19 protein-coding genes and 1 pseudogene are annotated in these 24349 nt (G+C 52.1%); 12 read left to right on the plus strand and 8 right to left on the minus strand.

Features of this window, described 5'->3' with window-relative positions; genetic code table 11:
• Window positions 1-333: pseudogene (locus NDI45_RS11480) on the plus strand (IS701 family transposase); the annotation flags it as partial.
• Here NDI45_RS11480 and NDI45_RS11485 read toward each other — a convergent pair.
• The 3 genes from NDI45_RS11485 to NDI45_RS11495 form a co-directional block, all read right to left on the minus strand.
• Complete coding sequence (locus NDI45_RS11485; protein ID WP_348247411.1) at window positions 262-1203, minus strand: NAD-dependent epimerase/dehydratase family protein; 942 nt, start codon at window positions 1201-1203, stop codon at window positions 262-264. The pseudogene NDI45_RS11480 and the gene NDI45_RS11485 sit on opposite strands and share 72 nt — an antisense overlap.
• A gap of 154 nt (window positions 1204-1357) precedes the next feature.
• A complete protein-coding gene (locus NDI45_RS11490) occupies window positions 1358-1864 on the minus strand; it encodes a DUF6653 family protein (protein WP_348247412.1) in 507 nt (168 codons plus the stop codon).
• A 486-nt stretch (window positions 1865-2350) separates the two neighbouring features.
• Window positions 2351-2839 carry a hypothetical protein gene (locus NDI45_RS11495; protein WP_242067084.1) on the minus strand — a complete coding sequence of 163 codons (489 nt, stop codon included), beginning with the start codon at window positions 2837-2839 and terminating at the stop codon, window positions 2351-2353.
• Window positions 2840-3007: 168 nt separating this feature from the next.
• Between NDI45_RS11495 and NDI45_RS11500 the strand changes: the two genes are divergently transcribed.
• Both NDI45_RS11500 and NDI45_RS11505 read left to right on the plus strand, forming a co-directional pair.
• Window positions 3008-3475 (plus strand): MarR family winged helix-turn-helix transcriptional regulator, encoded by a 468-nt coding sequence (locus tag NDI45_RS11500; RefSeq protein ID WP_348247413.1) that lies wholly within the window; start codon window positions 3008-3010, stop codon window positions 3473-3475.
• 571 nt (window positions 3476-4046) lie between these two features.
• Window positions 4047-4919: a thermonuclease family protein gene (locus tag NDI45_RS11505; protein WP_348247414.1), complete on the plus strand. Its 873-nt coding sequence runs from the start codon at window positions 4047-4049 to the stop codon at window positions 4917-4919.
• Between the two features lie 288 nt (window positions 4920-5207).
• Here NDI45_RS11505 and NDI45_RS11510 read toward each other — a convergent pair whose 3' ends face one another.
• Window positions 5208-5927: a 2-phosphosulfolactate phosphatase gene (locus NDI45_RS11510; RefSeq protein ID WP_347277900.1), complete on the minus strand. Its 720-nt coding sequence runs from the start codon at window positions 5925-5927 to the stop codon at window positions 5208-5210.
• A 68-nt stretch (window positions 5928-5995) separates the two neighbouring features.
• Window positions 5996-6847 (minus strand): MBL fold metallo-hydrolase, encoded by an 852-nt coding sequence (locus NDI45_RS11515; protein WP_348247492.1) that lies wholly within the window; start codon window positions 6845-6847, stop codon window positions 5996-5998.
• Between the two features lie 352 nt (window positions 6848-7199).
• Between NDI45_RS11515 and NDI45_RS11520 the strand changes: the two genes are divergently transcribed.
• The 5 genes from NDI45_RS11520 (at window position 7200) to NDI45_RS11540 (ending at window position 12620) form a co-directional block, all read left to right on the plus strand.
• Entirely contained in the window at window positions 7200-8993 is a 1794-nt protein-coding gene (locus NDI45_RS11520) for a DUF3352 domain-containing protein (protein WP_348247415.1), read from the plus strand.
• A gap of 773 nt (window positions 8994-9766) precedes the next feature.
• On the plus strand, window positions 9767-10504 hold the full coding sequence (gene cbiM, locus NDI45_RS11525; RefSeq protein WP_348247416.1) for a cobalt transporter CbiM: 738 nt from the start codon (window positions 9767-9769) through the stop codon (window positions 10502-10504).
• 82 nt (window positions 10505-10586) lie between these two features.
• Complete coding sequence (locus NDI45_RS11530; RefSeq protein ID WP_348247417.1) at window positions 10587-10940, plus strand: PDGLE domain-containing protein; 354 nt, start codon at window positions 10587-10589, stop codon at window positions 10938-10940.
• A 60-nt stretch (window positions 10941-11000) separates the two neighbouring features.
• Entirely contained in the window at window positions 11001-11777 is a 777-nt protein-coding gene (cbiQ, locus tag NDI45_RS11535; RefSeq protein ID WP_348247418.1) for a cobalt ECF transporter T component CbiQ, read from the plus strand.
• Between the two features lie 42 nt (window positions 11778-11819).
• The gene (locus NDI45_RS11540; RefSeq protein ID WP_190791386.1) at window positions 11820-12620 is read left to right on the plus strand and encodes an energy-coupling factor ABC transporter ATP-binding protein; all 801 of its coding nucleotides are present in this window, start codon (window positions 11820-11822) and stop codon (window positions 12618-12620) included.
• Between the two features lie 152 nt (window positions 12621-12772).
• On the opposite strand, the gene NDI45_RS11545 is transcribed toward NDI45_RS11540, so the two are convergent.
• Window positions 12773-15313 carry a 5'-nucleotidase C-terminal domain-containing protein gene (locus NDI45_RS11545; protein ID WP_190791385.1) on the minus strand — a complete coding sequence of 847 codons (2541 nt, stop codon included), beginning with the start codon at window positions 15311-15313 and terminating at the stop codon, window positions 12773-12775.
• Between the two features lie 204 nt (window positions 15314-15517).
• On the opposite strand from NDI45_RS11545, the gene NDI45_RS11550 reads away from it, so the two are divergent.
• Window positions 15518-18118 (plus strand): endonuclease MutS2, encoded by a 2601-nt coding sequence (locus NDI45_RS11550; protein ID WP_348247419.1) that lies wholly within the window; start codon window positions 15518-15520, stop codon window positions 18116-18118.
• Between the two features lie 172 nt (window positions 18119-18290).
• The gene (locus NDI45_RS11555; protein ID WP_348247420.1) at window positions 18291-18971 is read left to right on the plus strand and encodes a HEAT repeat domain-containing protein; all 681 of its coding nucleotides are present in this window, start codon (window positions 18291-18293) and stop codon (window positions 18969-18971) included.
• A gap of 157 nt (window positions 18972-19128) precedes the next feature.
• Here the strand turns inward: NDI45_RS11555 and NDI45_RS11560 are convergent, their stop codons facing one another.
• On the minus strand, window positions 19129-20034 hold the full coding sequence (locus NDI45_RS11560) for an LD-carboxypeptidase (protein WP_348247421.1): 906 nt from the start codon (window positions 20032-20034) through the stop codon (window positions 19129-19131).
• A 17-nt stretch (window positions 20035-20051) separates the two neighbouring features.
• Window positions 20052-21098: a glycosyltransferase family 4 protein gene (locus NDI45_RS11565; RefSeq protein WP_348247422.1), complete on the minus strand. Its 1047-nt coding sequence runs from the start codon at window positions 21096-21098 to the stop codon at window positions 20052-20054.
• Between the two features lie 296 nt (window positions 21099-21394).
• Here NDI45_RS11565 and grpE point away from each other — a divergent pair, with 296 nt between their 5' ends.
• The gene (grpE, locus tag NDI45_RS11570; RefSeq protein ID WP_190791380.1) at window positions 21395-22060 is read left to right on the plus strand and encodes a nucleotide exchange factor GrpE; all 666 of its coding nucleotides are present in this window, start codon (window positions 21395-21397) and stop codon (window positions 22058-22060) included.
• Window positions 22061-22322: 262 nt separating this feature from the next.
• Window positions 22323-24290, plus strand: coding sequence for a molecular chaperone DnaK (dnaK, locus tag NDI45_RS11575; protein ID WP_190791379.1), 1968 nt, complete (start codon window positions 22323-22325; stop codon window positions 24288-24290).
• Window positions 24291-24349: the final 59 nt, after the last annotated feature.

The following is a 24349-nucleotide window of genomic DNA, read 5'->3' on the forward strand; positions in this document are numbered from 1 at the left end:
TGGGAGATTGTTTCGAGCGCATACTTGATGGTGAGCTTACAATTTTGGGGTTTAGGAAATGAGCGACCCGCTGTACTTGATGAAGGTCAATTAGATTTACTTACTCGGTTTCGTCAGCATCGTTACTGGAATGAGCCACAAGGCTGGAAACGGCGGCTCAATAACGTGCAATTGCTGATTCAACCATTCCTCTACTTTTGCTCCATCAAGTCTTGGTTAGCAGTGTTTGACATTCCTGATTTAGGACATGGGTTTATGAGCCTAATTGACCAGATCAACCAGTTTCCAGGCTGGTTGCCTCACTTGGCTCCTCAGCGCTTTTCCTCTGCCTAGAGTGATGAAACAGGGATACTTGCTGCTGTCAATAACAAAGGGTTGTTCAAATTGATAGATCATTTCTGCCCCTTCCCGCGCTAAAGACCAAAACAGCCCCAGTGCTTTCACGACTCTAGAGCCATAAGCGATGACTCTCGGAACTCTTCCCACTTCCTCAAAAATCAGGCGGACAAACTCTCGCCCTGTAATCGGCTCAGGGGTAGGAATATGCCAGACCTTCCCGATCGCCTCGTCCTGCTCAGCCAGGGTTATCAGTCCTCTCGCAAAATCATCAATAAAGAGCGGTGTCAATGGCAGATCTAGATTGCCAAACCACGTGGCCCGCTTGCTTAACACTGCGGCTCCGAACAAATTTTGCCCCAGCACTGACTCAACCAGTGGGCCGTATAACTCGCCACCACGACCAATCACTGCCTGCACTTGACCTTTGCTATGAGCTGCAAGCAGCATTTCTGCTAACCAGGCACGTAATACCCCTTTGTTGCTGACGGGTCTGCAAGGTAAGTCCTCAGTCATTGGTCCGTTTACTTTGCCGTACATCCAGGTATCATCTGCAAACACATACTTGGCATTGGCAGCAGCGGCATCTGCGATCGTCGCTTCCATCACGGCTGGAAATAGCTCAGTCCATTGAGTAAACGGCGGATTGACGCAGTTATAGACCACCGTTGCCCCTTGGCAGACTTCGCGCATGTGAGTGGGATCTGTTGCGTCGGCTTTGAGGATTTCGATATCGAAGGGAAAATTGGCATGACCACTGCGGTTCACGCCACGAACCTGTTTTCCTCGTGCAACCAGTTCTCGCACGATCGCACTCCCCGTTCCACCACTCGCTCCAATGACGACGTGCAGTTCGTTTGAGGTCATGAGATCCTCCTCCCTATCGGGAATCGATACCGTACTTTGAATTTAGTTAGCTTCTATGTCTTTCCATCCACCCCACGGTTTCCTCCAGCCTTGAGTCTTCTGCCGGTATAGGAGATGCGTCGCCAGACCCGCACGTGGAAGAAAGCATTAATGTCTAGTAAAGCCAGCTTTGATACTGGGGATGAGCCTGTCTCATATCCTCATAGAGCCACACCATACGGTCAAGAAACCACAGTTTGCTCAGATAAACGAGGGCACATCCCAGAAGCGTGAGACAACCATCAAGTGTGACTAATCCCCAGATCACAACCGCCATACCAATCACTGAAACCAAGCTCAGTACATTGGGAACCCGTTGATGGTGTTCTGGAACAGGAACGGTATCTCGATTCAACCAGACCCGTTCACCCAATACGCTTTTAGAAGCCCAATGATTAGTGGATTGAGGTTTCGCAAAGATGCGGGGATTGATCCACATCCAGAACAGGGCGATCGCGATGGGAACTAATGACCACCAACCCAGCCAGACACGGCTCCAGATTACCAAAATCAGAATCGGCAGGACAGTGAAACGAGTCCAAACGCTCCAGGGATTGGCATGACGTGCCCAGGTTTCCTCATCCATGTGAAACGTGTTGGCAATCTTACGTTCTACGGTCATCGCTATTGTCCTCCTCAAAATTGCAGGTTCTCTTCTAACCAAATTCAAACTTCTGCTTCAAAGGTCAACCGAACCGTTTGCCCTGTTTTGGGAAGGTAAACATTCGACCAGGAATACCCAAACCAACCATTGGATTGCCAATTTTGGGTTCATCTTGAGTCGTTAAGTATTGGACAATGAAGTGTCTACCCTGAGCAAGCCAGTTTTTGAATCGATTGCTGTTAAAGTCGAAAATGGGTTCAGTAATTTGTTTAAGTGTGCAGTTAAAAATCACTTTGTGCTTGTGTTTGCATCGTGGTTCCTCCTTATAGCTTTAAATTCATGTTCAATTTCAGTGACAATTAGAGCTATTTTCGGCGTTGCTGAATTGGAGTATGATTCGCTCCCCTAGCCACCCAAAATTGGGGGGAACTGATCCTCAAAGTCCCCCAGCATTAGGGGATTTGGGGGACGATGCAGGGTCTCAAGCTGTGTCTTCATACTTCGCTAAGCCCTTGCTTCAACCTGAGCGATATCCAGCATGAGTTGTTCTAAGTTGTTGGGATGCATTGCATTGAGATATTTGTGAGCGAGCGCGGGGGTTAGCAACTCCAACATCAATTGGTTTTCAACCCAAAACTCAATCACATCAAATAAGCCATCTCGGCTACAGGGCAACACCCGCCATCCCTCTCGTGCAGCGATACGTTCAATCTGCTCCAGGTTAGTCGGCACAGAAATTGCCGCATGAACAGCACTGTAGCTTGCCGCATGAGCATCTTTTTGAAACCAGGCTTGGCCATCGCCCTGCCCTGGAACAATGACGCTATCGGACGGATAAATTTCAATGAGCGTGCCGTATTCATCACCTGCCACCACCATGTAACTGTCAGGGTTCGGTGGAAAAATTCCAACTTTTCCATCAAAAACTTCTGCTAGCACCTGAGCAACGTGTAGCGGGTTACTTGCCGGAATTGAAATGTGGTGAATCATCATAACGGTTTCTCCTTGCAGTAGCATTGATGAATATCATCAGGTTCTCTGACCATATTAGTCAGGCAAACTGACTACTGATTCGCCCGATCGATTCACCTTACTGGGTAAGCACTGGGTGAACCACTGGGTGAGCCACGCTAATTCAACTCAATACTGTTGATGATGAAAATGGAGCAGCGTGAAAACGTGACAGAGCAGGTTAAAACAATCGGTGCATTACTGCGACTCCCCTTTGAGGTTTTGCTCGATCGAGTTTACTCCAAAGTCGTGACGAGCGGATTTGAGGATATTCGTCCGGCGCATGGGAATGTATTTCGCTACATCTCACCCCATGGCTCTCGCCTGACAGAGCTGGCAGACAATGCCCAAATGACAAAACAAAGTATGAATTATCTGGTTGAATACTTGCACAATCATGGGTATGTCGAGATGATTCCAGATCCAACGGACGGACGAGCAAAGTTAATTCGCCTCACCGATCAAGGACAAGCAGTACAGCAAATGGCGATTCAAATCAGCCGACAAGTCGAAGCAGAGTGGGCAGCACAATTAGGACAGCGTAAAATGTCTCAGCTTCGTCACTTACTGGAAGAATTATCAGATGTTCTCGACGAGCGCAATCCAAACAAGCGATAGTCATTGCTTGAACGCACCAGAACTCGACAACCGCATTCGACCACCCTTAGCTGACATATTCCTCAGCTCGATAGTCCTCCAGGTTAAGCATTTGTTTTCGATTCAGTATCTCAAGCGTTCAGCATCTCAAGCGAACGCAACAGAGGCAGAAGACCTGTCCTCCGTCTAACTGTACTGATCGAATTTCGATCGCTCAATGCTCAATAATCGATCGACTGACGGCTGTGACGATGAGTTTCATCCACGCCGATATCAAAAAATCTGCCGTGTCGCCGTTCAGGTAAGCTCTCGAACCAGTATTATCTGGCAAACAAAAACTGATTAACCAAACAAGCCAGAACTATAAATTATAATTCAACTTTATAGTAGAAGAGATTATTGGAAAAACATAGTTTCTTTATCAGTGAGTCGTCAAATTATCATTAGATTAAATTGAGTTTGTCAATCTATTATCAATTCACCAGAAGTTAAATTTTTATTAGGTGATACTGTCATATTTAGGTTTCCTTCTGGAATGCAATAAGCTTTACCTGATTCTCCTAACAACTCCAACAATTACTAGGAGGTTGCCATGCCCCTTATTCTCATCAAAGGAACTTTTTCCATTAAAGGAACTGCCCCTGACGGTGACTCTGTTCGATTTATTCCCAAGAATCCCGCTCTATGGCGAAAGCTAGAAAACCGAGTACGTGCCAATCGCCTAGGAGGGGTACAGCTGCGCCTTGATGCGATCGACGCACTGGAAACCCATTTTCAAGCGCGAGTCGGTGCATTTGGAACCCAGCGTCAACCCGAAGAATTCGGTAACAAAGCTGCTGCTCATCTGCTCGATCTGCTGGGCTTTGACAGCAAAACGATTCGGCGAGGACCGAAGGAAATTGTGCAGGATGCCGCTCCCAACACAGTGAATGGATACATTCTGACTCGCTTTGCTGATATCTACGGACGAGCGATCGCCTTTGCTTTTGCCGGAGATCTCGATGAAAGCGATGGAGCCTCTGTTTTCGTCACTAAAGATCTCCTGAAGCAGAGTGCAAATTACCAGCTTGTTGCCGAGGGTTTGCTATATCCCACGTTCTATTCAAAGCTCTACATTGACCTGAGAAAGGCTCTGGCAGCTGCAACTGAATCAGCCCGCTCTGCTGGGTTGGGCTTGTGGACAAAAGATGTAACCAATCGCGGATTTGAACTCGAAAGTCTGAAAACCATCATTGAGGAGGCTGTTATTCTGCCGAAGCTATTTCGCCGCTTGCTTAGCTACCTGGCAATTAACGATGACAGTGTTGATTTATCTGGATTTATCGACTACCTCAATAGTAACGACGATCGCGTTCTTGTCCTGCCTGAAGGCAAGATTACGGGGTTTGATAATTTGATTGAAGTCAACGGTCAAACCTTGAGGTTAACTGAAAAACCTGAGGATCTGGTATTTATTGAGAAGTAAGAGCCTTCAATGTAAGCGTGTAAATTTTCTATGGCTCGATCGCAGAGGAGACTGTACCGCGGCGTTGCTGAATCGAAGTATGAAGACACAACTTAAGACCCCGCATCGCCCCCTAAATTCCCCAATGCTGGGGGACTTTGAGGATCAGTTCCACCCAATTTTGGGGGGCTAGGGGGGCGAATCATACTCCAATTCAGCAACGCCCTGTACCGCTTCTCCTAGCTCTGTTGATCACTGCTGGACTGCTGGCAGCAGGGTTTTGCGAGGGGGCAGACTGATGAGTCGTGTTTACTGCGATCGATCAGGATGAAGATAGGCTCCATCAATCAGGGTTGGAACACAATTGCTAGCATTGAATGCTGCGGCAAGTTCAACATCTTGCGGGAAGCCTCGTTCAATCAGTTCTTTGCCAGAGCTGCACTGCGGCATGAGCTGCGTTAGACGGTGCTGAAGTCCCTGGAAGGCGATCGCAGCGGCTTCTGCTTCAGGGGACAAATTGCCGCTTAGATAACGAATGATTGCCCCTGCTCCGATCCAGTCTTCAAAAGCGGGACGGAGGCTGCCATCACTCCATTTTTCGCCTGCTGGAACGATCGCAATTTTTCGCCCGTAAGCCATCGCGGCTAAGGCAACGGCGCGACCGTTTCTCAGACATCCGGCTAAGGTTGGAGTCTTTCCAGTGGATAAACTCAACGCTGAACCGTTGGGCGAAGGAAGTACGAGGCGCAAACCTTGGGGAACCGACAGCAAAGAAGCAGGAGAGAGGGAATAGCCATTGCCACCACGCTGGTTTGCCAGTTTCGCGTTAATTGACTCAGCGAATGCTGTTACCGAATCATCTTTGTATTGATAGGGATAAACAATTGCCCCTCGAGAATTTGCAATCTCAACGCAAGTTGAAAACGATAGCACGTCAACGATGACGATGACATCGCTAATAGAGGCTAGATGGAAAATTCCCTGTTCGCCCCATTCACATCGCACATCAAATTGAGATTGATTGAACACGATCAGAAATGTGCTTCTACAATCGAAAAACAGAATGATAGAATCTTGTCAACGTTTTACTGATTGCGTCAACGTTCGATCAAGCGATTCGTTTGAGACTTTTCTGCCAGGGATTGGTATTCGATCGCATCATGGCTGCAAAAAAGACGAACCTCGTTTTTGTGATTGCGTGAAAGCTGTCGCAGACGGTCTTGATTATGGAGGCGAGCTTGGCGATCGACTTCCATCATGGTTTGGTAGGCACGGAGACCGGGAGTGCATTGGCGATTTGCGCCGTCCATTTCGTGACGGTAGAAATAAGCATCGCCTGCATGAAGCAGCCAGCCGTCTGAGGTTTGAATTGCAACTCCGGCATGACCAGGGGTATGTCCAGCCAGGGGAATTAAGAGAATTTCGGGGGGCAAGCCTTCCAGATCGCGGACTGCCTCGAATTCAAACCAGGAATCGCCGCCTGCTGCGTAGTATTTCCAGTTTTTCACTTCGTCCCACTGTCCGGGACGGTATCGCCGCTTGCCAATAAAGCCGTGCCGAGTTCGAGCGGCGGCTGCTTCGCTTTGCATCAGATGCACGGTGGCTTCGGGAAAATCTTCCAGACCGCCAGCATGATCAAAATCTAGATGAGTCAGCACAATATGGCGCACATCTCGCGCTGAGAAGCCGAGCCGCTCAATTTGATCGATCGCCGTATATTTCTGCTTAAACTGGATGTTATTAAAATAGATAAAAAATGGGCTGAGACGGGAGTGGGGAGCTTGCACGTCGCGCAGTCCAAACCCGGTGTCTACCAGCACTAATCCTTGATTTGTTTCGATCAAAAGACAGTGGCAAACCAGATGAGCCGTCAGACCCCGACTGAAGCCATCAAACAGTGCCCCACCCAAAGGACACATACAGCCACAATTGAGATGATGAATTCGCATGAACCCTCCAGGTTGCTGATCGAACGTTGACGCCGCAGAACTATGACGATTGAACGATGAAATAGAGCTGTGAGATAGAGCCGTGACGATTGCTTGCCGCTCTGCGATGCGAAGCAGTTTTCGGTTGAGTATCGGTTGAGTCAATGGCTGAACCGCTTCGATTGCTCCGATCGTAAGAAGGGAACCGTGAGATATCTTCTTTCCAACGGAGTAGGTCGAACCCGGAAGGAGGAATTGCGGTCAATTCGGGAAAAAAGCCTTGCAGCGAGAGTAAACTAAGTTTTGGCATCGGTTCCAGGATGCGAAAGCGTCTTTAGCGTCTTTTGATTAGCCCCCTGCCGTTAAATTCCCTATGAAGCTGCGTCCTTTTCTCACCGTTCTCTTGGCGATCGTGTTTGTTCTGATTTCTGCCAGCGTGGTTGGGGCAGTGTGGCTCAAGAGCCAGAGCCCGCTGCGGCTCGACGATACGCGCATTTCGAGCAGACCGGAAGCCGCGCTGTTTGTTTCCCGGCAGGCTCCGCTGATGCTGTCGCTTCAGGTAAATCCCGATCGGCTCAAGGCATATCGCTTAACCAATACTCGCATCGGGCAACGGGCACAGGTACAGGCACAGTTTGATCGCTGGCAGCGTCGCTTGCTGGGGGAACCGAAGCTGAGCTATGGCGATGACATTGCGCCCTGGGCAGCCGATGAAATGACCCTGGCCTTGATGAATCCTGATGTCGATCGCGATTTTGAGAACGGGCAGCAGCCGGGCTATTTGCTGGCAGTCGAAGTCGCTGACCCTACTCAGGCAAAAGTCTCACTGCAACGGTTTTGGCGCAGTCAAGCGTCTGCCCAAAATCAGGTAAAAGAGACGTTTGCGGGGGTGGAGTTGACTTATGCAAAGCCAGAGCCGCGCCGCCGATCGGATTCAGACAAAGCCCCGGAACTGCCGTCTTTAACCACTGCGCTCGTCAGCGATCGATTTGTGCTGTTTGCTAATTATCCCAAGGTGCTGCGGCAGGCGTTGAACAATGTGCAGGCGACAGAGCTGAGTTTGAATGCCGATCGCACCTATGAGCAGGCAATTGACCAGTTGAGCGATCGCCGAATCGGAGTAGCTTTTGTGAATGTGCCCCAGTTTGCCACTTGGCTGACGGCACAGCGTCCCGAGCCGAGCGAAATCCGTTTGATTGCGGCATTGCAGCCCACATCCCAGGGCATTTTAGCGAAGCTGAGCTTGCTGTCCGCCCCCGGTTCATCCCACCGTTCAGCGGAACAAGGGTTCGCCGAAAGTTTGCTTGATTTCTCTAACTCAGCAGAATCGTTGCCCGCCCCTTCTTCGGCTGATGCAAAAGCGATTTTGAAAAACCTGCCTGCAACCAGTGCTTTTGCGTTAAGCGGGGTCAATATTGGACAGACCTGGGAACAGTTCCAGAAGTCGGGTGCGTCCTGGACAACTCCGGTGTGGGAGGCGATCGATCGATTACAGCAGCAGTGGGGCGTAGAGTTTGCCGCCAATCTCTTTCCCTGGATGCCGGGAGAATTTGCTTTGGCACTGGTTCCTCGCAGCGGAAATCAAGGTGCGAATGCGGCTGACAAAACGGCTTTGCTTCAGCAGTTCGATGCAGCGTTTATCACTGAGCAGTCACCCAACATAAAAGCAGGACTGGAACAGCTCAATGCGATCGCCGCTCAGCAAGGACTTAGCAGTGGCACATTTCAGCTTGGCGAACAGGAGGTGTTTGCCTGGACAAAGCTCACGCCGCTCCGGGGGAGAAATAACCTTTCCCTAGAAGCAACGGTTCAAGGACTGCACACCCAGCTTGGCAATTATCAGGTTTTTGCCACTTCAGTTGAAGTGATGCGGCAGGTCATCGAAGCCAGCACTGCCGAGACTCCTGCTTCCTTACAGCAGATGATCGCCCAACTTGAAGATGCGGGTGCGCCGAGTCAGGGTCGTTCGCAGATTTATCTGGATTGGACTGAGCTTCGCGCTCGCTATGGCAATCAGCCGATCGTGCAGCGTCTAGAGCAAACGGTGAAGCCTCTGTTTGAAAGCTTGCAGACAGTGGCGTTTACTGCGAAGGGTTCAAATTCAGAGGGTTCAAATTCGGATCGATCGCTAGGTGCGCTGCTGCTCAGGTTTCAGGAACAGGAATAAAACCTGCCCGAGATTCACATCGTGTCGGCTTGCCAGCAGGCGACCAGACAGCGAGAGCCGCTCCCTCGCTCTTGATCAGAGTGCCAGCAGGCGTTTAGACATCGATTGCTCGCAAGGGGGAACAGTGCTGCAACGTTCCGCTGCAGAATCCTTGCTCTGGCACGGCAGGAACGACAGGAGTAAACAGGGCTTGATGGACTGCGATGATGTTTACTGATCGTGATAGAACTAGCAGTAGACTCAACAGGGCAAATTTTCATAACCAACTCAAAATAATCTAGAGAACGTAGCAGGAATCATGGCATCTGTATTCTTGATTGCTTGACGATAAAATTCCTGCTATGAATTCCCTTCCTGCTGTATGGTGATCCATCAGGATGGAAGCTTTCTATAAACATCCTTCCCAAAAAATTGAGAATCGCACCATTTGCAACAGCACGATCGGTCACTAGCAAATGTCATTCTTTCACAACAAATCAACAAGGTTTTTAACAATTTAAGCAGCCGTTCAATCTGAACAACAGAATGGATATACAAAATCTTCTAAAAGATGGATGTTTTTTAGAATTACGCAATAGATGGATATATAAAAAGCAATTCACCAATCTCACTCCAAAATATTTCTTGCTGTATCTACTTAAAACTAAACTTCTGGCGCATTCCGTTCCTTTAGTTCTCCTTAAGATTGCTTAAAAGTCCCCCAGGAGGGGATTGAATTAAATTGCTAAATTTGCGAATTTACCCGTAACATTTTCAATTGCCTCAGCAGATTTATGGTTCAAGCTGTACCTTTTTTCATTGGCTTCTCTCATTACCCGCAGTTAGCCCTGCACGTTCCCGATGGTTTTCTGAATTTGCCTGTTACCCTAATTACCTGGGTTGTTTCGATCGCGTTAATCGCGCTGTCGTTAAATAAAGTACAGGCAGAATACAAAGAGCGAACCGTGCCGTTGATGGGCGTTTGCGCTGCGTTTATCTTTGCGGCTCAAATGATTAACTTTCCGATTCCGGGCGGCACTTCGGGTCACTTAATGGGCGGGACGCTGGCCGGCATTCTGCTGGGTCCCTGGGCAGGATCGCTAGTGATGTCAGTTGTCTTCATTGTGCAAGCGATGCTGTTTCAAGATGGAGGCTTAACCGCGCTGGGCGCAAACATTTTCAATATGGGCTTGATTGGGACTTTTGCAGGCTACTACCTGTACAAAGTAATTCGCTCCAGCATCGGCATGAACCGCTGGCGAGGGATGTCAGTTGCTTCTGCTGGGGCTGCCTGGATCAGCGTCGTTGTGGCGGCGATCGTCTGTGCGTTTCAGCTTGCTTTGTCAGGCACAATGCCGCTGGGCGTTTCGTTTACGGCAATGACAGGCTGGCACGTTTTAATCGGCATTGGCGAAGCCTTGATTACGCTGGTCGTGGTGAGCTATATCTGGCGCAGCCGCCCAGACTTGCTGTTTGACCCGCCCCGTCGTCGTGCAATGGATACGATGCCTCGTGCGATTTCTTCTCGCTAACGATCGCAACCCATTCTCTGCGCTTCACCGCCTAACTCGATCTTTATCAATTTCAATCTGAGTGTTTGAAGGAAATATTGCTATGCGTCAGTCTTCTCGCAATCGCGCTTTCACCGTACTGGGACTCAGCGTGGCTCTTTTGATTGCCGTGTTTCTCTCGCCGTTTGCCAGTAGCAATCCTGACGGGCTCGATCGCGTTTCACAGGACTACGGCTTTGATCAAAAAGCGGCTGAAAATCCCCCGGCTCATAGGTTACCCTTTTATTCCATTTTTGAAGAATACGCGCTTCGCGGAGTGCCGGATGCTGTTGCTACACCGCTGGCAGGCTTGCTGGGAACCCTGGCAACCTTTGGCATTGCCTGGAGCATGGGCAAACTGCTGGTCAAAGGCGATGCGCCTGCTCCGATCGATCGAATTCCGCCTGGGAATAAATAGTTTGTTTGCAGTCCCCAATCCCCCCTTGCTCCACCCCTCGATTCATCAGGATTTCGCTGAATGCTGCTCCACATTGGCGCATTTCATCTGGATATCGATAGCCAGCAAACGACCCCCTGGCATCGGCTCATTCCCAGAACACGGGTGATTTGCGCTTTGCTGTTTGTGTTTGCCACAGCCCTCACCCCCAACGGACGCTGGCTCACCTGGCTGGTGTATGGTCTAGGGTTATTGACCTTAATTTTGACGGCACGATTGACCCTGCCTGTTCTGCTCAGACGGGTGGCGATCGAGTTTACCTTTGTGGGTGTAGTGATTGTGGGAACGCTGTTTCGCGAGGGGGGAACGGTGCTGTGGCAGTGGGGCTGGCTGAAGGTGACCACGGTCGGACTCACGGTGTTGGGAAGCGTTGCACTGAAGGCATTGCTGTCTTTGCTGATGCTGAATTTGCTGGTGCTGACGACTTCGATCCCCGCACTGCTGAATGCCCTGGCTGACCTGAAAATGCCCCCGTTGCTGATTGCGATCATTGCGTCGATGTATCGTTACATCAATGTGCTGGTCGATGAATTTAACACGATGCGACGAGCGGCACAATCCCGTAATCTATTAAATCATCGGGGCAGGCAGCGACTTGTATTCGGCAACATGATCGGATCGCTGTTTGTTCGCACTTATGAGCGGGGCGATCGCATTCATCAGGCAATGCTGTCTCGCGGCTATCAAAACATACCGCCCCTGCAGGAACACCCCCGCCCTGGTCGGATCGATACGATCGCCATTACCATGATGATTCTGCTGCTGCTGCTCGGTCAGGCAGTTTTGCTCGGATTCTAAATTCATCTGCTGCGTTCACCCCCAACGTCATTTACCGTAAGAATGCACCATAACCCAATTAGCATTGAGCAGCTTTGCTACACCTATCCTGACGGCACACAAGCTCTCCAAGACATTAACTTATCTATTCGTGCTAGCGAAAAAGTGGCGATCGTCGGCGCAAACGGCTCTGGCAAGTCCACTTTTTTGCTGCATCTAAACGGGCTGCTGCTGCCCCAAACCGGGCAGGTTGTCATTGGCGAATTACCTGTCACTGAGAGAAATCTGACTGCAATCCGAAACTTTGTCGGCGTTGTGTTTCAAAATCCTGACGACCAGATTTTCATGCCGACCGTCTGGGAAGATATCACCTTTGGTCCGATGAACCAGGGCTTGCGCGGCAAGGAACTTACCCATCGATCGCAGCACGCTATGCACGCGATCGGACTGGAACCCGATCGATTTGCCAACCGCAACGCGATGAATTTGTCGGGCGGCGAAAAAAAGCGGGTCGCGATCGCAGGCGTTCTGGCAATGCAGCCGCAGGTTTTAGTGCTGGATGAACCTACCGCTCAGCTTGATCCCCGCTCTCGCCGCCAGTTGATTCAGCTTTTGCGGGTGCTTCCCCTGACCCAGCTTATCGCCACCCACGATCTGGATTTAGCGGTAGAGCTGTGTAGCCGCACGGTGGTTCTCAGCAATGGACAAATCGTGTACGATGGCGCAACCGAATTGGTGATGAACGATCGCGAATTTCTGGAACAGCACGCCCTGGAAACGCCGCTTTGCTACACTCGCCCTTATTGCCAGCTTGACGATCGCCCGATCGACCGACCCCATCCGGCAACGCTGGGAGAATTGTAGTTCACGCTGACCAAGCTCACGCTGGCAAGCTTTGCAAATCCAGTTTGATGGATTCTTAGGTGCATTCTTAATAAGGGCAAGATTAAGGACAGAGGCAAAATAAGGGCAGATTGAGCAGACATCTCAAACTACCCTCTCGTCAACCTCGCTTCCTACGCCGGACTGCTAAAATCCGCTCGCGTAATCTGATTTGCAGAAACACCGCGTACCAGTGCCAGAACATCATTCCGTAAGCGAATCAGCGTTCCAGCCTCTGTGTCTTCGATCGTCAGGCTGCCAAATCGGAGTCCCTCGCTGAGTTGAAGCCGATCGGCTCGTTGATAGTCGCGAATGGTATCCTGGCCTCTGCCCGTTTCCAGCACAAAGAAATCTCTGCCCTGGTCGCCCGTGAGCTGATCGCTGCCCAAGCCGCCTTTCAGGATATCTCTGCCTCGGCCCCCTGCCAGTTGGTCGTTGCCTCTGCCGCCCTCTAGCTCATCGTTGCCTCTACCGCCCAACAAGCGATCGGCTCCACCCAAGCCCAGCAAAAGATCGTCGCCTGCAATTCCGCGCAGTGTATTTGCTCGACCTGTTCCAGTGAAGCGACGACCGCGAGTCAGGACTGTGTCGCTCCGCACGCTGAGGTTTTGAATCCGGGTGTCTTGCGTCGGATCGGTATCCTGCTGATTGAAAGAGCCAACTTGTGCCAAATATTCTGCCAAGGCATCCTGTTCGCTTCCGCTGGGCGCAAAGGCAAAGCGTCCCGCAGGCAGAGTGGGAGCCGCATCAATCACACCATTGCCATTGAGATCCGCCGTGGTTTCTCCGGTCAGATCCACCCGGTTCGCCAGGGTCGGATTGGCGCGCACAAACTGTGGAAAGGGATAGCCATCGCCGCCCGATGCCGATCCGGCTGTCGTGCCTGCCAGGAAGTTCAGGGTCACCATGCGGAAGGTGCGGTTTGCATCGCCGACGATCGCCCCATTCTGCACGAGCGTGCTAGTGACTCTGCCCTGCTCATCTACCAAGGCAACATTGCGAATTCGCCGTCCGCCATCGAGCGTACCGTTGCCGTTTCTGTCTTCGCCGGAATCCAGCGTGCCGTTGCCGTTCCCATCTTCGGCTGCTGCGAGATTCGGGTCAAAGCTAAACACCATGCCGCCCACCTGGGGAAAGCGTCCCGGAGTTGCGCCCGGTGCAGTATCCGCCACGCCATGTTCAAGCAACTGCTTAAGCTGGGCAGTGGTAACGGTAATCAGCGATAGCCCGTTGTTAAACCGCAGCGAGTTCTCAATATCCAGCTGGGACACATCGCCTGCCTGTTTGTTGGGCGCGAGCGAGTTGGGCTGGGGCGGCAGCTTTTGCACATCGTCTGCATCTGTTGCGCCGGGAGCCGCAGACACCGAGCCAATATTATCTCGAATGCCACCGCCGTTCCTCAGAGACAGCGTAACGGTGGGATCAATCTGCCGAGCATAGGCGATATTAGCATCAGCGGTTAAACTGCCCAGATTCGTTTCCTGAGTTCGCACGTCGTTGCGGGTTCCGTTCAGGAAGAATTTGGTTTTTCCGGTGATAGTGCTGTCTTTGCTGCTGATGATCGTTCTCAGTCCATCCGAGATCGCCACAATATTGGGATTTGCTACCGCACGCGGGTCAACATTGCTGCCATACAGGCGATCGACTCCCGCTTCGTCTGTGGCAAAAGCACCGTTTAACACCGGATTGAGGCTATTGAGATTCAGGACACCCTGATCGTCAAATTCGACAATTAATCGACCGACATAGCGATAGTTTGCGTCAGTATTGAGCACCAGCACCGGCTGACCCGAAGCGGAAGTTCGCTGAATTGGATAGCCCTGTACCGGAGGGTTGCCTCCGTCCGATCGCGGCGCATCGTTGGCTTCGAGCAGGGGCGTATGAGAACCACCCGCAATAATAATGTCTACGTCTCGCAGGCGGGGAGCCAGTTCATCTCGCTCAATGTTGAGCTGCTGCATGTGCGACAGCAAAACGATTTTGTTGATGCCCTGTCCCTTCAGAACGTCCACAGTTTGCTGAATCTCGGCGGCCAAGGCAGCGTAGTCAGTAGGGCTAGACGGGAGAACGGTCACACCTCCGGGTGAAGAGATGGTGCGAAGCGTAGGAGTTGTTGCGCCCACAATCCCAACTTTTTCGCCGTTTGGCAGCGTGATTACCGTGCTCTCGGCAATCTGCCGTCGGATCGTGCTGGCTTCGGCGGTGATGGGATTGGCAGCCACTAAACCGCGCAGATTCTCATCGGTCGAGAAATCCAGGTTTGAGCTGAGGTAAGGAAAATTCGTGCCTGGATTGCCGCTGCCCGATCGAATTAAATCTGCAACCTGCCGCGTTCCCAGATCAAACTCGTGGTTGCCAAAGGCAGATGCCTGAATGCCCAGGTTGTTCAGGATCGCGATATCTGCCCGTCCGATCGTGGGGGCGCTGCTGGTTCCCAATCCTCCCACTCCATTAAGGCGCGGATCGCTGGAAGCATTGAAAAACGGACCCGGAAGATAGTTATCGCCCGAAGACAGGGTGAGCGTATTGGCTAAAGCATCTGCCGGAGCCGCAAACGGTCCTGTCGTGGAAGTTCTTAAGTAGTTAAGGATTGCCGAAAACCGAATCGAATCATCGATCGCCGGAATTCCAGCTTCAAAATCAGAGGCATGGAGGATTTGCAGTCTCGTCGGCATAAGCTTAAGGAAGGATTGGGCGTGAATAATAGGGAAATTGCCTTCCTGACGATCCCACAGCAAAATTAAGCGAAATTGATTGCCGGATTAAGGCTGTTTAACCTCTAGTTAAGTCCTTCCCCAGAAGGATTCTGCCCCTTGAGAATGAGGCTTCAGTTAAAATAGAGACAGCAAGATTCAAAACAATTAACGTCGTTAAAGCCCTTGATCCAAGCCGAAACCCTGGAACTGCTGGAATGGTCAAGACTGTGCCAGCACCTCGCCACCTTTGCCGCCACGAAACTCGGAAAAACAGCCTCAATTCAACTTCCCATTCCAGAGACGATCGCCCAGAGCCAGACCCTCCTTGACCAAACCAAAGAGGTTTATCAGCTCGAAACGCTGGTGTCGGGCGGTTTGTCGTTTGATGGCGTGCAGGACATCGGCGACTCGCTAGAGCGAGCAGGGCTGCGGGGCATTCTGGCAGGGCAGGAATTGCTCGACATCGCCACAACCCTCAACGGAGCCAGGCAAATCCGCCGCGTCATCGATAACCAGCCAGACATGACTGTACTCAATAATCTGGTTGCCGAGCTGCGAACCTACCCTGAAATTGAGCAGGAAATTCATCGCTGCATCGACGATCGCGGCAAAGTTACCGATCGTGCCAATCCCAAGCTGGCAGGCATCCGGGAGCAAATTCGCAGTACCCGCGATCGAATTTATGAAGTGCTGCACCGCACCCTGCAACGCCAGTCGAACGCGATTCAGGAGCCGCTGATTACGCAGAGGGGCGATCGGTTTGTGATTCCAGTGAAGGCTTCTCATAAAGATGCGATTCCCGGCGTGGTTCACGACACTTCAACCAGCGGATTAACCCTCTACGTGGAGCCGCATTCGATCGTGAATCAGGGCAACCAGCTCCGTCAGTTAGTGCGCCAAGAACAGCGCGAAGAAGAAGAAGTGCGGCGAGTACTTACTGAGCAAATTGCTGAAGTTCAGGAGGATCTGGAACGATTGCTGGCGATCGTCACCACCCTGGATCTGGCAACCGCTCGCGCTCGCTACTCCTACTGGCTGAAAGCAAACCCGCCCCGGTTTATCCCCTTCACCGAACAGGATTCATCTTCAGATTCTCCAGCACAAATCACGCTGCGCCAGCTTCGTCACCCTCTCCTAGTCTGGCAGCAGCAGCATGAACAGGGAACATCTGTTGTGCCGATCGATCTGGTGATTCAGCCGCGTTTGCGCGTCATTGCGATCACAGGACCTAACACAGGCGGCAAAACTGTCACGCTCAAAACAATGGGATTGGCGGCACTGATGGCAAAAGTGGGCCTGTTCATTCCTGCCCGCGAACCTGTGGAAATTCCCTGGTTTGAGCAAATCCTCGCAGACATTGGCGACGAACAATCCCTTCAGCAAAGCCTCTCCACCTTCTCAGGACACATCCGCCGCATCAGCCGCATTTTGGCGGCACTGGGTAGCGATGCGATCGAAACACCCTCTTCGACCCACCACTCAGCCCCCGAGCCAGCCAACGAAAGCGAAGCTCAAAGTCCTCCAGAATCAGGGGATTTAGAGAACAGTCAAACTGAAGCTCAAAGTTCCTCAGACTTGAGCGATTTAGGGGGCGATCGGGCGACTGATACTCACCGATTTTCCCTCGCCAACGCCCTCATTCTCCTCGACGAAGTTGGAGCCGGAACTGACCCCTCTGAAGGCAGTGCCCTCGCGATCGCGCTCCTGAACCATCTTGCCGATCACGCTGCCCTCACGATCGCCACCACTCACTTTGGCGAACTCAAGGCTCTCAAATATCAAGACGATCGCTTTGAAAATGCCTCGGTGGAATTCGACGATGTTTCTTTGTCACCCACCTATCGCCTGCTCTGGGGCATTCCGGGACGATCGAACGCACTGACGATCGCCAAACGGCTCGGTCTCAATCCTGAAGTCGTAGAAGCCGCACAAAGTCAGGTTGGCATGGGCGCAACGGCGGAAGTCAACGAAGTCATCGCCGGACTGGAAGCACAACGACGGCAGCAGGAAGAAAAAGCGCGAACCGCTCAGCAGTTAGTCACCGAAACCGAGCGGCTTTATCGGGAAGTGTCTCGCAAAGCCGAAATGCTGCAAAACCGGGAGCGCGAGCTTCAGGCACAGCAAGAACAGGCAATTCAGCAGGCAATTCAGCAGGCAAAAGGTGAAATTGCCCAGGTGATTCGCCGTCTGCAAAAAGGCACACCTACCGGACAAGATGCCCAGCGCGCTACGGATAACCTGAATCAAATCGCGGCTCAGCGCTTGCCTTCTCGTCAGGCTCCACCCAAGCCGAAACCAGGTTTCCGTCCCCAGGTAGGCGATCGGGTCCGCATTCCGCGACTGGGGCAAACTGCCGAAGTCCTGACTGCTCCCAACGACGCAAACGAGCTGCAAGTCCGCTTTGGGCTGATGAAAATGACCGTCACCCTGGCAGACATCGAATCGCTCCAAGGCGAAAAACCAGAAATTCCTGAAAAGTCCAAGCCAACTCCCACCCCCTCTCCCCAACCTCCTACCTCTCCCTCTCCCCCCGCTCCTGCCGTCCGCACCTCTCGCAATACGATCGACCTCCGCGGCAAACGGGTCGCCGATGCCGAACAAGATCTCGATCAGGCGATCGGTCGGGCAGATTCAGGGTCGCTTTGGATTATCCACGGACACGGCACAGGCAAGCTGCGGCAGGGCATTCAGGACTTTCTCAAACGCCACCCGCAGGTTGAAAGCTTTGAGTTGGCCGATCACACCGATGGCGGCACCGGGGTTACGGTCGCTCAAATTCGTTGATCTGTTGCTCTCAGCCACCCCAATTTTAAGAAGAAGCTGAACTCTTCCAGGGTTCAAAGCCTGCTGGAATCGGGGGCTTTCAGCGGCTGTACGGTTGTCCCCCAATGCTGAACCAGGGAGCCACCCATATAATGAATGAGAGAGACGTAAAGTTTTGTAAAAGGAAGTCTTCATGACTCATCCCAGCCTGACCCAGCTTGCCACCCAACTTGAAAGCGCAGATTCCAAGGACCGCATGATTGCTCTGGCATCGCTGCGAAATGTCCCGCCAGAAGACGCGGTTCCCCTGATTAAAAAAGTGCTGGACGACGAAAGTCTTCAGATTCGATCGATGGCAGTGTTCTCGCTGGGTGTGAAGCAAACCGAAGAGTGCTACCCCATCCTGATTCGCCTGATGCAATCCGATCCCGATTACGGCATTCGCGCAGACGCAGCCGGAGCATTGGGCTACCTCGAAGACCCCCGTGCGTTTGAACCGCTGGTTCGGGCCTTTTATGAAGACACCGACTGGCTGGTGCGTTTCAGTGCTGCCGTTGCCCTGGGCAATCTCAAAAACCCCCGCGCCCGTGATGTGCTGCTGGATGCGCTGGAAAGTCCTGAAGGCGTTGTACACCAGGCAGCGATCGCGGCACTCGGCGAAATCGGAGCTGTTGATGCAGTCGATTCAATGCTGCGCTTTGCTCAGTCCGACGATTGGCTTCTGCGCCAAAGACTGGCAGAGGCACTGGGACACCTGCCCACTCCCAAGAGCATTTCTGCCTTGAAGTACCTTGAAAAAGACAGCCATCCCAACGTCTCTGCGGCTGCCACGATCGCGCTTCAGCGATTAGCAGAACAAAACTTCATTGGATAAGGATGTTCTTGAAATCCTCAATCTTCTGAAAATTATGTTTGGGGGAGCATTCCATTTCCTAAAATAAAATCACAGCTTTCTTTGGGGGTAGTTTGCAGACTGCCCCTTTTGCTGTATCTGGAATAGAGCTATAGCAATTCACTGTTAATTCTCACTGTTAATTCCCATCATTCCCACTCGATTCCTCCACCCACAATCGATCGCCTTCTATCCTGCCCATTACCCCCACAGGCAGGGCTGCATTCACCCCGTCATGCCCAAAAGGAAGCTCTGCCAGAATTGGAATTTTCAGGTCGCCCAGGCGATCGCGTAACACTTCCTCCACGCTAAAACTAGGCACATTCGGCGGCGGATCACACTGGCTAAACCGTCCCACCGCAATCCCTTTCACCTGACTGAATGCCCCACTCATCCGCCACTGGGTCAGCATTCGATCGATTCGGTAAGGAGCCTCGGTCACATCCTCAAACGCGAGAATGACATTGGTGAGGACAGGCTGTTCGGGCGTGTTCAGCAAATGGGTGGCAACGGTGAGGTTCGCAGGCAGCAGAATTCCGCTCGCGGTTCCCTCAACCCAGCTTGTACCCTGAAGCGGTTCGATCGAGTGCCCTTCGACCCAATCAAACAATCGCTGAATTGACCAGGCTGGCTCAGCCGCGATCGTCGTGAGTAAAGGCGCATGAACGCCTGAAATTCCATAACGGCAAAGGCTCCAGAGCAAGCTGGTAATATCCGAGAATCCAATCAGCCATCTGGGGTCATCGAGCCAGCCGCCCCAGTTCTCCAGCAGCCTCGCCCCACCATAGCCGCCTCTAGCACAGAGAATACCGCGACAGTCCGGGTCTTTCAGTGCCTCTAAAAGCTGCGATCGTCTCCCTTCATCTTTGCCTGCCAAGTAGCCCCAGCGATCGTCATAGCCTGAACTCAGCTCAACGCGATAACCGCGTGACTGCCAGATTTCCACCCCGCGCCGAAAGCTCTCAAACTCCCGCAGTGCCCCACTAGGAGCAATCACCCGCAGCAAATCTCCGGGCTGTAAAGGAGCAGGTTTTTGACATTGCATTTGACATTGCATAAGCTTCACTTCTCCAAGACATCCTGCAACCACCCCTCCACCCGATCGCCCATTGCCTGCATCGAATACACTCGTTCCGCGGTCTGACGGCAGGTTTGGCGATCGATTTTATCAAGCTTTTGGATTGCGGCAACTAAGCCTGAAACGCTATCCGGCTCCACTAGCCAGCCCGTCTCCCCGTCCCGCACAATCTCCGCTGGACCTCCCCGACGGTAAGCAATCACGGGTACACCGCAGGCTAAAGCTTCGATCGCCACATTGCCAAACGCTTCCACCCATTTTGGGGTCATGATCAGTCCACAACACTGCCCTAATTCCTGCTGAAGTTCCCCTGTGGTCAGAAACCCTTCATAGCTGAAGCTGGCATTCGGATAACGCTGGTAGATCGATCGCCAGTAGTCTGGGTCAGGCATCGCGCCCCAAATTTTGAGGGGGAGTCCGGCTTGCTGAGCGGCTTCGATCGCATCTTCGATTCCCTTTTCCGGAGCAATGCGTCCGACCCAGCCCAACTCATCCTCTGCTTTGGCACAAAACTGATACAGCGACAGATCCAAGCCATTGCCCAACACTCGACACTGACTGCCAAACGGAAACGTCTCTGCCTGCGCGCGACTGTGAACGCCAATGCTGCCCGGAAATCGATCGAGGGTTTGCCCAATGACGTGATCCATTGCGTCCGTCAGCGATCCCATACTCACCAAATGGGCGATTGGGCGATCGAAAAACGGCGTGAGGTAAAAGGGCAGCCAATCGTAGGCAAAGTTGATCACAATGTCATAATCGCGCTGCTGCTGATACGCTGCTCCCCAAAGGTTAGCTAGCACTGAGTTCGCCGGAAGGGTAACGAGGGCATTGCGTCCCTGAGTCTGAGCGGTGGTTTGCATTTCACCGGGGATTTGCAAGATCTCTAAGCCAAGCGAAACCGAATGCTGTGGAGCCATAACTACGATCGAATGTCCGCGCTCTTGAAGTGCCAGCCCAATATTTCTTAGGGTTAGCTCGACCCCGCCGCCCAAGCCTGACCCTAATGCCCCGACTGGCGTTGAAACCAATAAAATCCTCAAGCGGTTCCCCCTGCTTTTGTATTCTCTAAAAGAAAATTTCCTGAGCTCGTCGTTGCCTGCATCGATCGTTTCAAAAGAACACTTGAAAAGTTAGCCCGAATTTTTGAATTTTTGCCGAACTGATCGCTTGTCGTAATCCCCGCATAGCTTCCGATACCTCCCACCGCTAGAATACGATATGACTCTGTTGCTAAAGCACAATCGTAGGCGACGGAAGAGGAGAAGCAGCCGGAGAACGAATTGGCTGAACTCTGAAAACCTTAGAGCAAGTGGAAAATAAGCCAATGTCTGCTGAAGTGAACCAACCCTTTGATCCTCTGAATACTCAAACTCAGCCAGAAGAAGTGACGGTTGAACCGAGCGTTGAAACCTTTACCCTTGATCCAGATCCTTCATTTAACCCAAGCGAGGCTGCTGCCGCCGAACTTCAGTCTGAGCTTCAAACAACGATTCAGGAGTTAACGCAGCGGCTCGACGCGCTCAAAACTCAGCTCGACGATCGCAACAACCAATATGCGCGGCTGGCTGCCGATTTTGACAACTTCCGCAAACGGACCCAGAAAGAAAAAGAAGACCTGGAACAAACGCTCAAATGCGCCACGATCAAGGAACTGCTGCCTGTTGTAGATAATTTTGAGCGTGCCCGATCGCAGATCAAGCCCCAAACTGATGCTGAGATGACAATCCACAAAAGCTATCAGGGCGTTTACAAAGATCTGGTCGATCGCCTCAAAAAAGTGGGCGTTGCGGTGATGCGCGTTGAAAATGAGCCGTTTGACCCCAACCTGCACGAAGCGGTCATGCGAGAAACCACCGCAGACGTTCCCGAAGGCACGATCGTTGAAGAACTGCGGCGGGGCTACACCATTGGCGATCAGGTCTTGCGTCACGCGATGGTGAAAGTTGCGGCTGCGCCAGAGGGACTCGGCGAAGAATCTACGGCGGGCTAAATGCTGGCTTCATGATCTTCCGATGAACTGCTGATCCGTCCGCACCGTCTGGAGTCCCTTTGAAAAGAGGCTGAGTTTAAGCAAAGCCAGTGCTCAACCGATCGCTGCTCTTCAACAATTTGGTAAAGAGCTGATCGTATTTCCCGAAAATTGCGGAATACTGAGCAAGGAGTGAAAAGAAACTCAAATGCATCCCCACGGGTTTCCTCATCTCTATTTGATGCGTTCATTTACTCGCACTCTCAGTAAGTAACCACGGATTATGGGAAAAGTTATCGGCATCGACCTGGGCACAACCAATAGCTGCGTTGCAGTCCTGGAAGGCGGAAAACCCGTCGTCATCGCAAACTCTGAAGGCGGAAGGACGACTCCTAGTATCCTTGGCTTTGGCAAATCGGGTGAGCGCCTTGTGGGGCAATTGGCAAAGCGACAGGCAGTCACCAATGCAGAAAATACGGTGTTCAGTATCAAGCGGTTTATCGGTCGCCGCTGGCATGACACCGAGGAAGAGCGGCAGCGCGTTCCCTATACCTGTGTACGCGGCAAAGACGACACCGTGGACGTTCAGATTCGGGGACGCAACTTTACCGCTCAAGAAATCTCAGCCATGATCCTGCAAAAGCTGAAGCAGGATGCCGAGAATTATTTAGGGGAACCTGTAACCCAGGCGGTGATTACCGTTCCCGCTTATTTTACAGACGCACAGCGACAGGCAACGAAGGACGCAGGCACGATCGCCGGGCTGGAAGTGCTTCGCATTATTAACGAGCCAACCGCAGCAGCCCTGTCCTATGGTTTAGACAAACAGGATAAAGATCAAAGCATTCTCGTTTACGACCTGGGTGGGGGCACGTTTGATGTCTCCATTCTTCAGCTTGGTGATGGGGTGTTTGAAGTAAAAGCGACTTCGGGCAATAACCACCTGGGCGGCGATGATCTTGACAATGTGCTGGTGCGCTGGCTGATCGACAATTTCCGTGAACAGGAAGGCGTGGATCTGTCTCAGGACAAAATGGCACTTCAGCGACTTCGCGAAGCGGCAGAGAAAGCCAAAATTGAGCTTTCCAGTATGCTGAACACGACAATCAACCTGCCGTTTATCACCGCCGACGCAACCGGACCCAAGCACCTGGAAGCTGAACTGAGCCGCGCCAAGTTTGAAGAACTGGTCGGACACCTGATTCAGATGACGATCGACCCCGTGACGCAAGCCCTCAAAGACTGCGACCTCACTCCCGATGATATCGATCGCATTATTCTGGTGGGCGGCTCGACGCGAGTGCCTGCGGTGCAAGAAGCAATTCGGAACTGCTTTAACGGTAAAACGCCCGATCGATCGGTTAATCCGGATGAGGCGGTCGCGCTGGGAGCCGCGATTCAGGCAGGCGTTTTAGGCGGCGAAGTTAAGGATCTACTGCTGCTCGATGTGACGCCCCTTTCCCTGGGCATCGAAACGTTAGGAGAAGTGTTCACCCGCATTATCGAACGCAATACGACGATTCCGACGAGCAAAACCCAGACCTTCTCAACCGCAACCGACGGACAAACTTCGGTGGAAATCCATGTCCTCCAGGGCGAGCGGGCAATGGCAAAGGACAACAAGAGTCTGGGTAAGTTCCAGCTTGCGGGAATTCCGCCTGCGCCCAGAGGCGTGCCCCAGATCGAGGTTTCCTTTGAGATCGACGCTAACGGCATTTTGCAGGTGGCTGCCCGCGACAAAGGAACAGGACGCGCCCAGAGTGTGCGAATTAGCAATACGGGCGGTTTGAGCGAAGCCGAGGTTGAGCGGATGCGTCAGGAAGCCGAAGTGTTTGCCGAAGACGATGCCCGCCGCCAGCAGCTTGTAGGACTGCGAAACCAGGCCGATGTGCTGCTCTACAACTACGAAACAACGTTGCGGGACAACGGTGAGCTGATTAACGATGCCCAAAAGCAGATGGCAGCTCAAAGGGTGGCAGAGCTTCGGGCTGCGATCGCCGATCGATCAGTCACGGTAGAAACCATGCGGAACTGTCTGAATGCACTCCAGGAAGCACTTTTGTCGATCGGTCAGTCTGTCTACCAGCGGGCAGATATTACTGAAGACCCAGGCATATCCGAAGATTTTGCCTACAGTAGCGCGTCTCCCTGGGCAAACGGTCAGGAAGCAGCAACCGAAATGATGGACAGCTACAGCAGCGATTTTGGAAATGATGACACGATCGCCGCAGATTATGAGGCAGTTGACTAGGTGCGTGATTTAGGATGGTAAAGGGAGTCGCTGAAATGGCTCAAATCTCAGGTATCATT

The organism is Leptolyngbya sp. GB1-A1 (assembly GCF_039962475.1).
GTDB lineage: Bacteria > Cyanobacteriota > Cyanobacteriia > Elainellales > Elainellaceae > Leptolyngbya_A.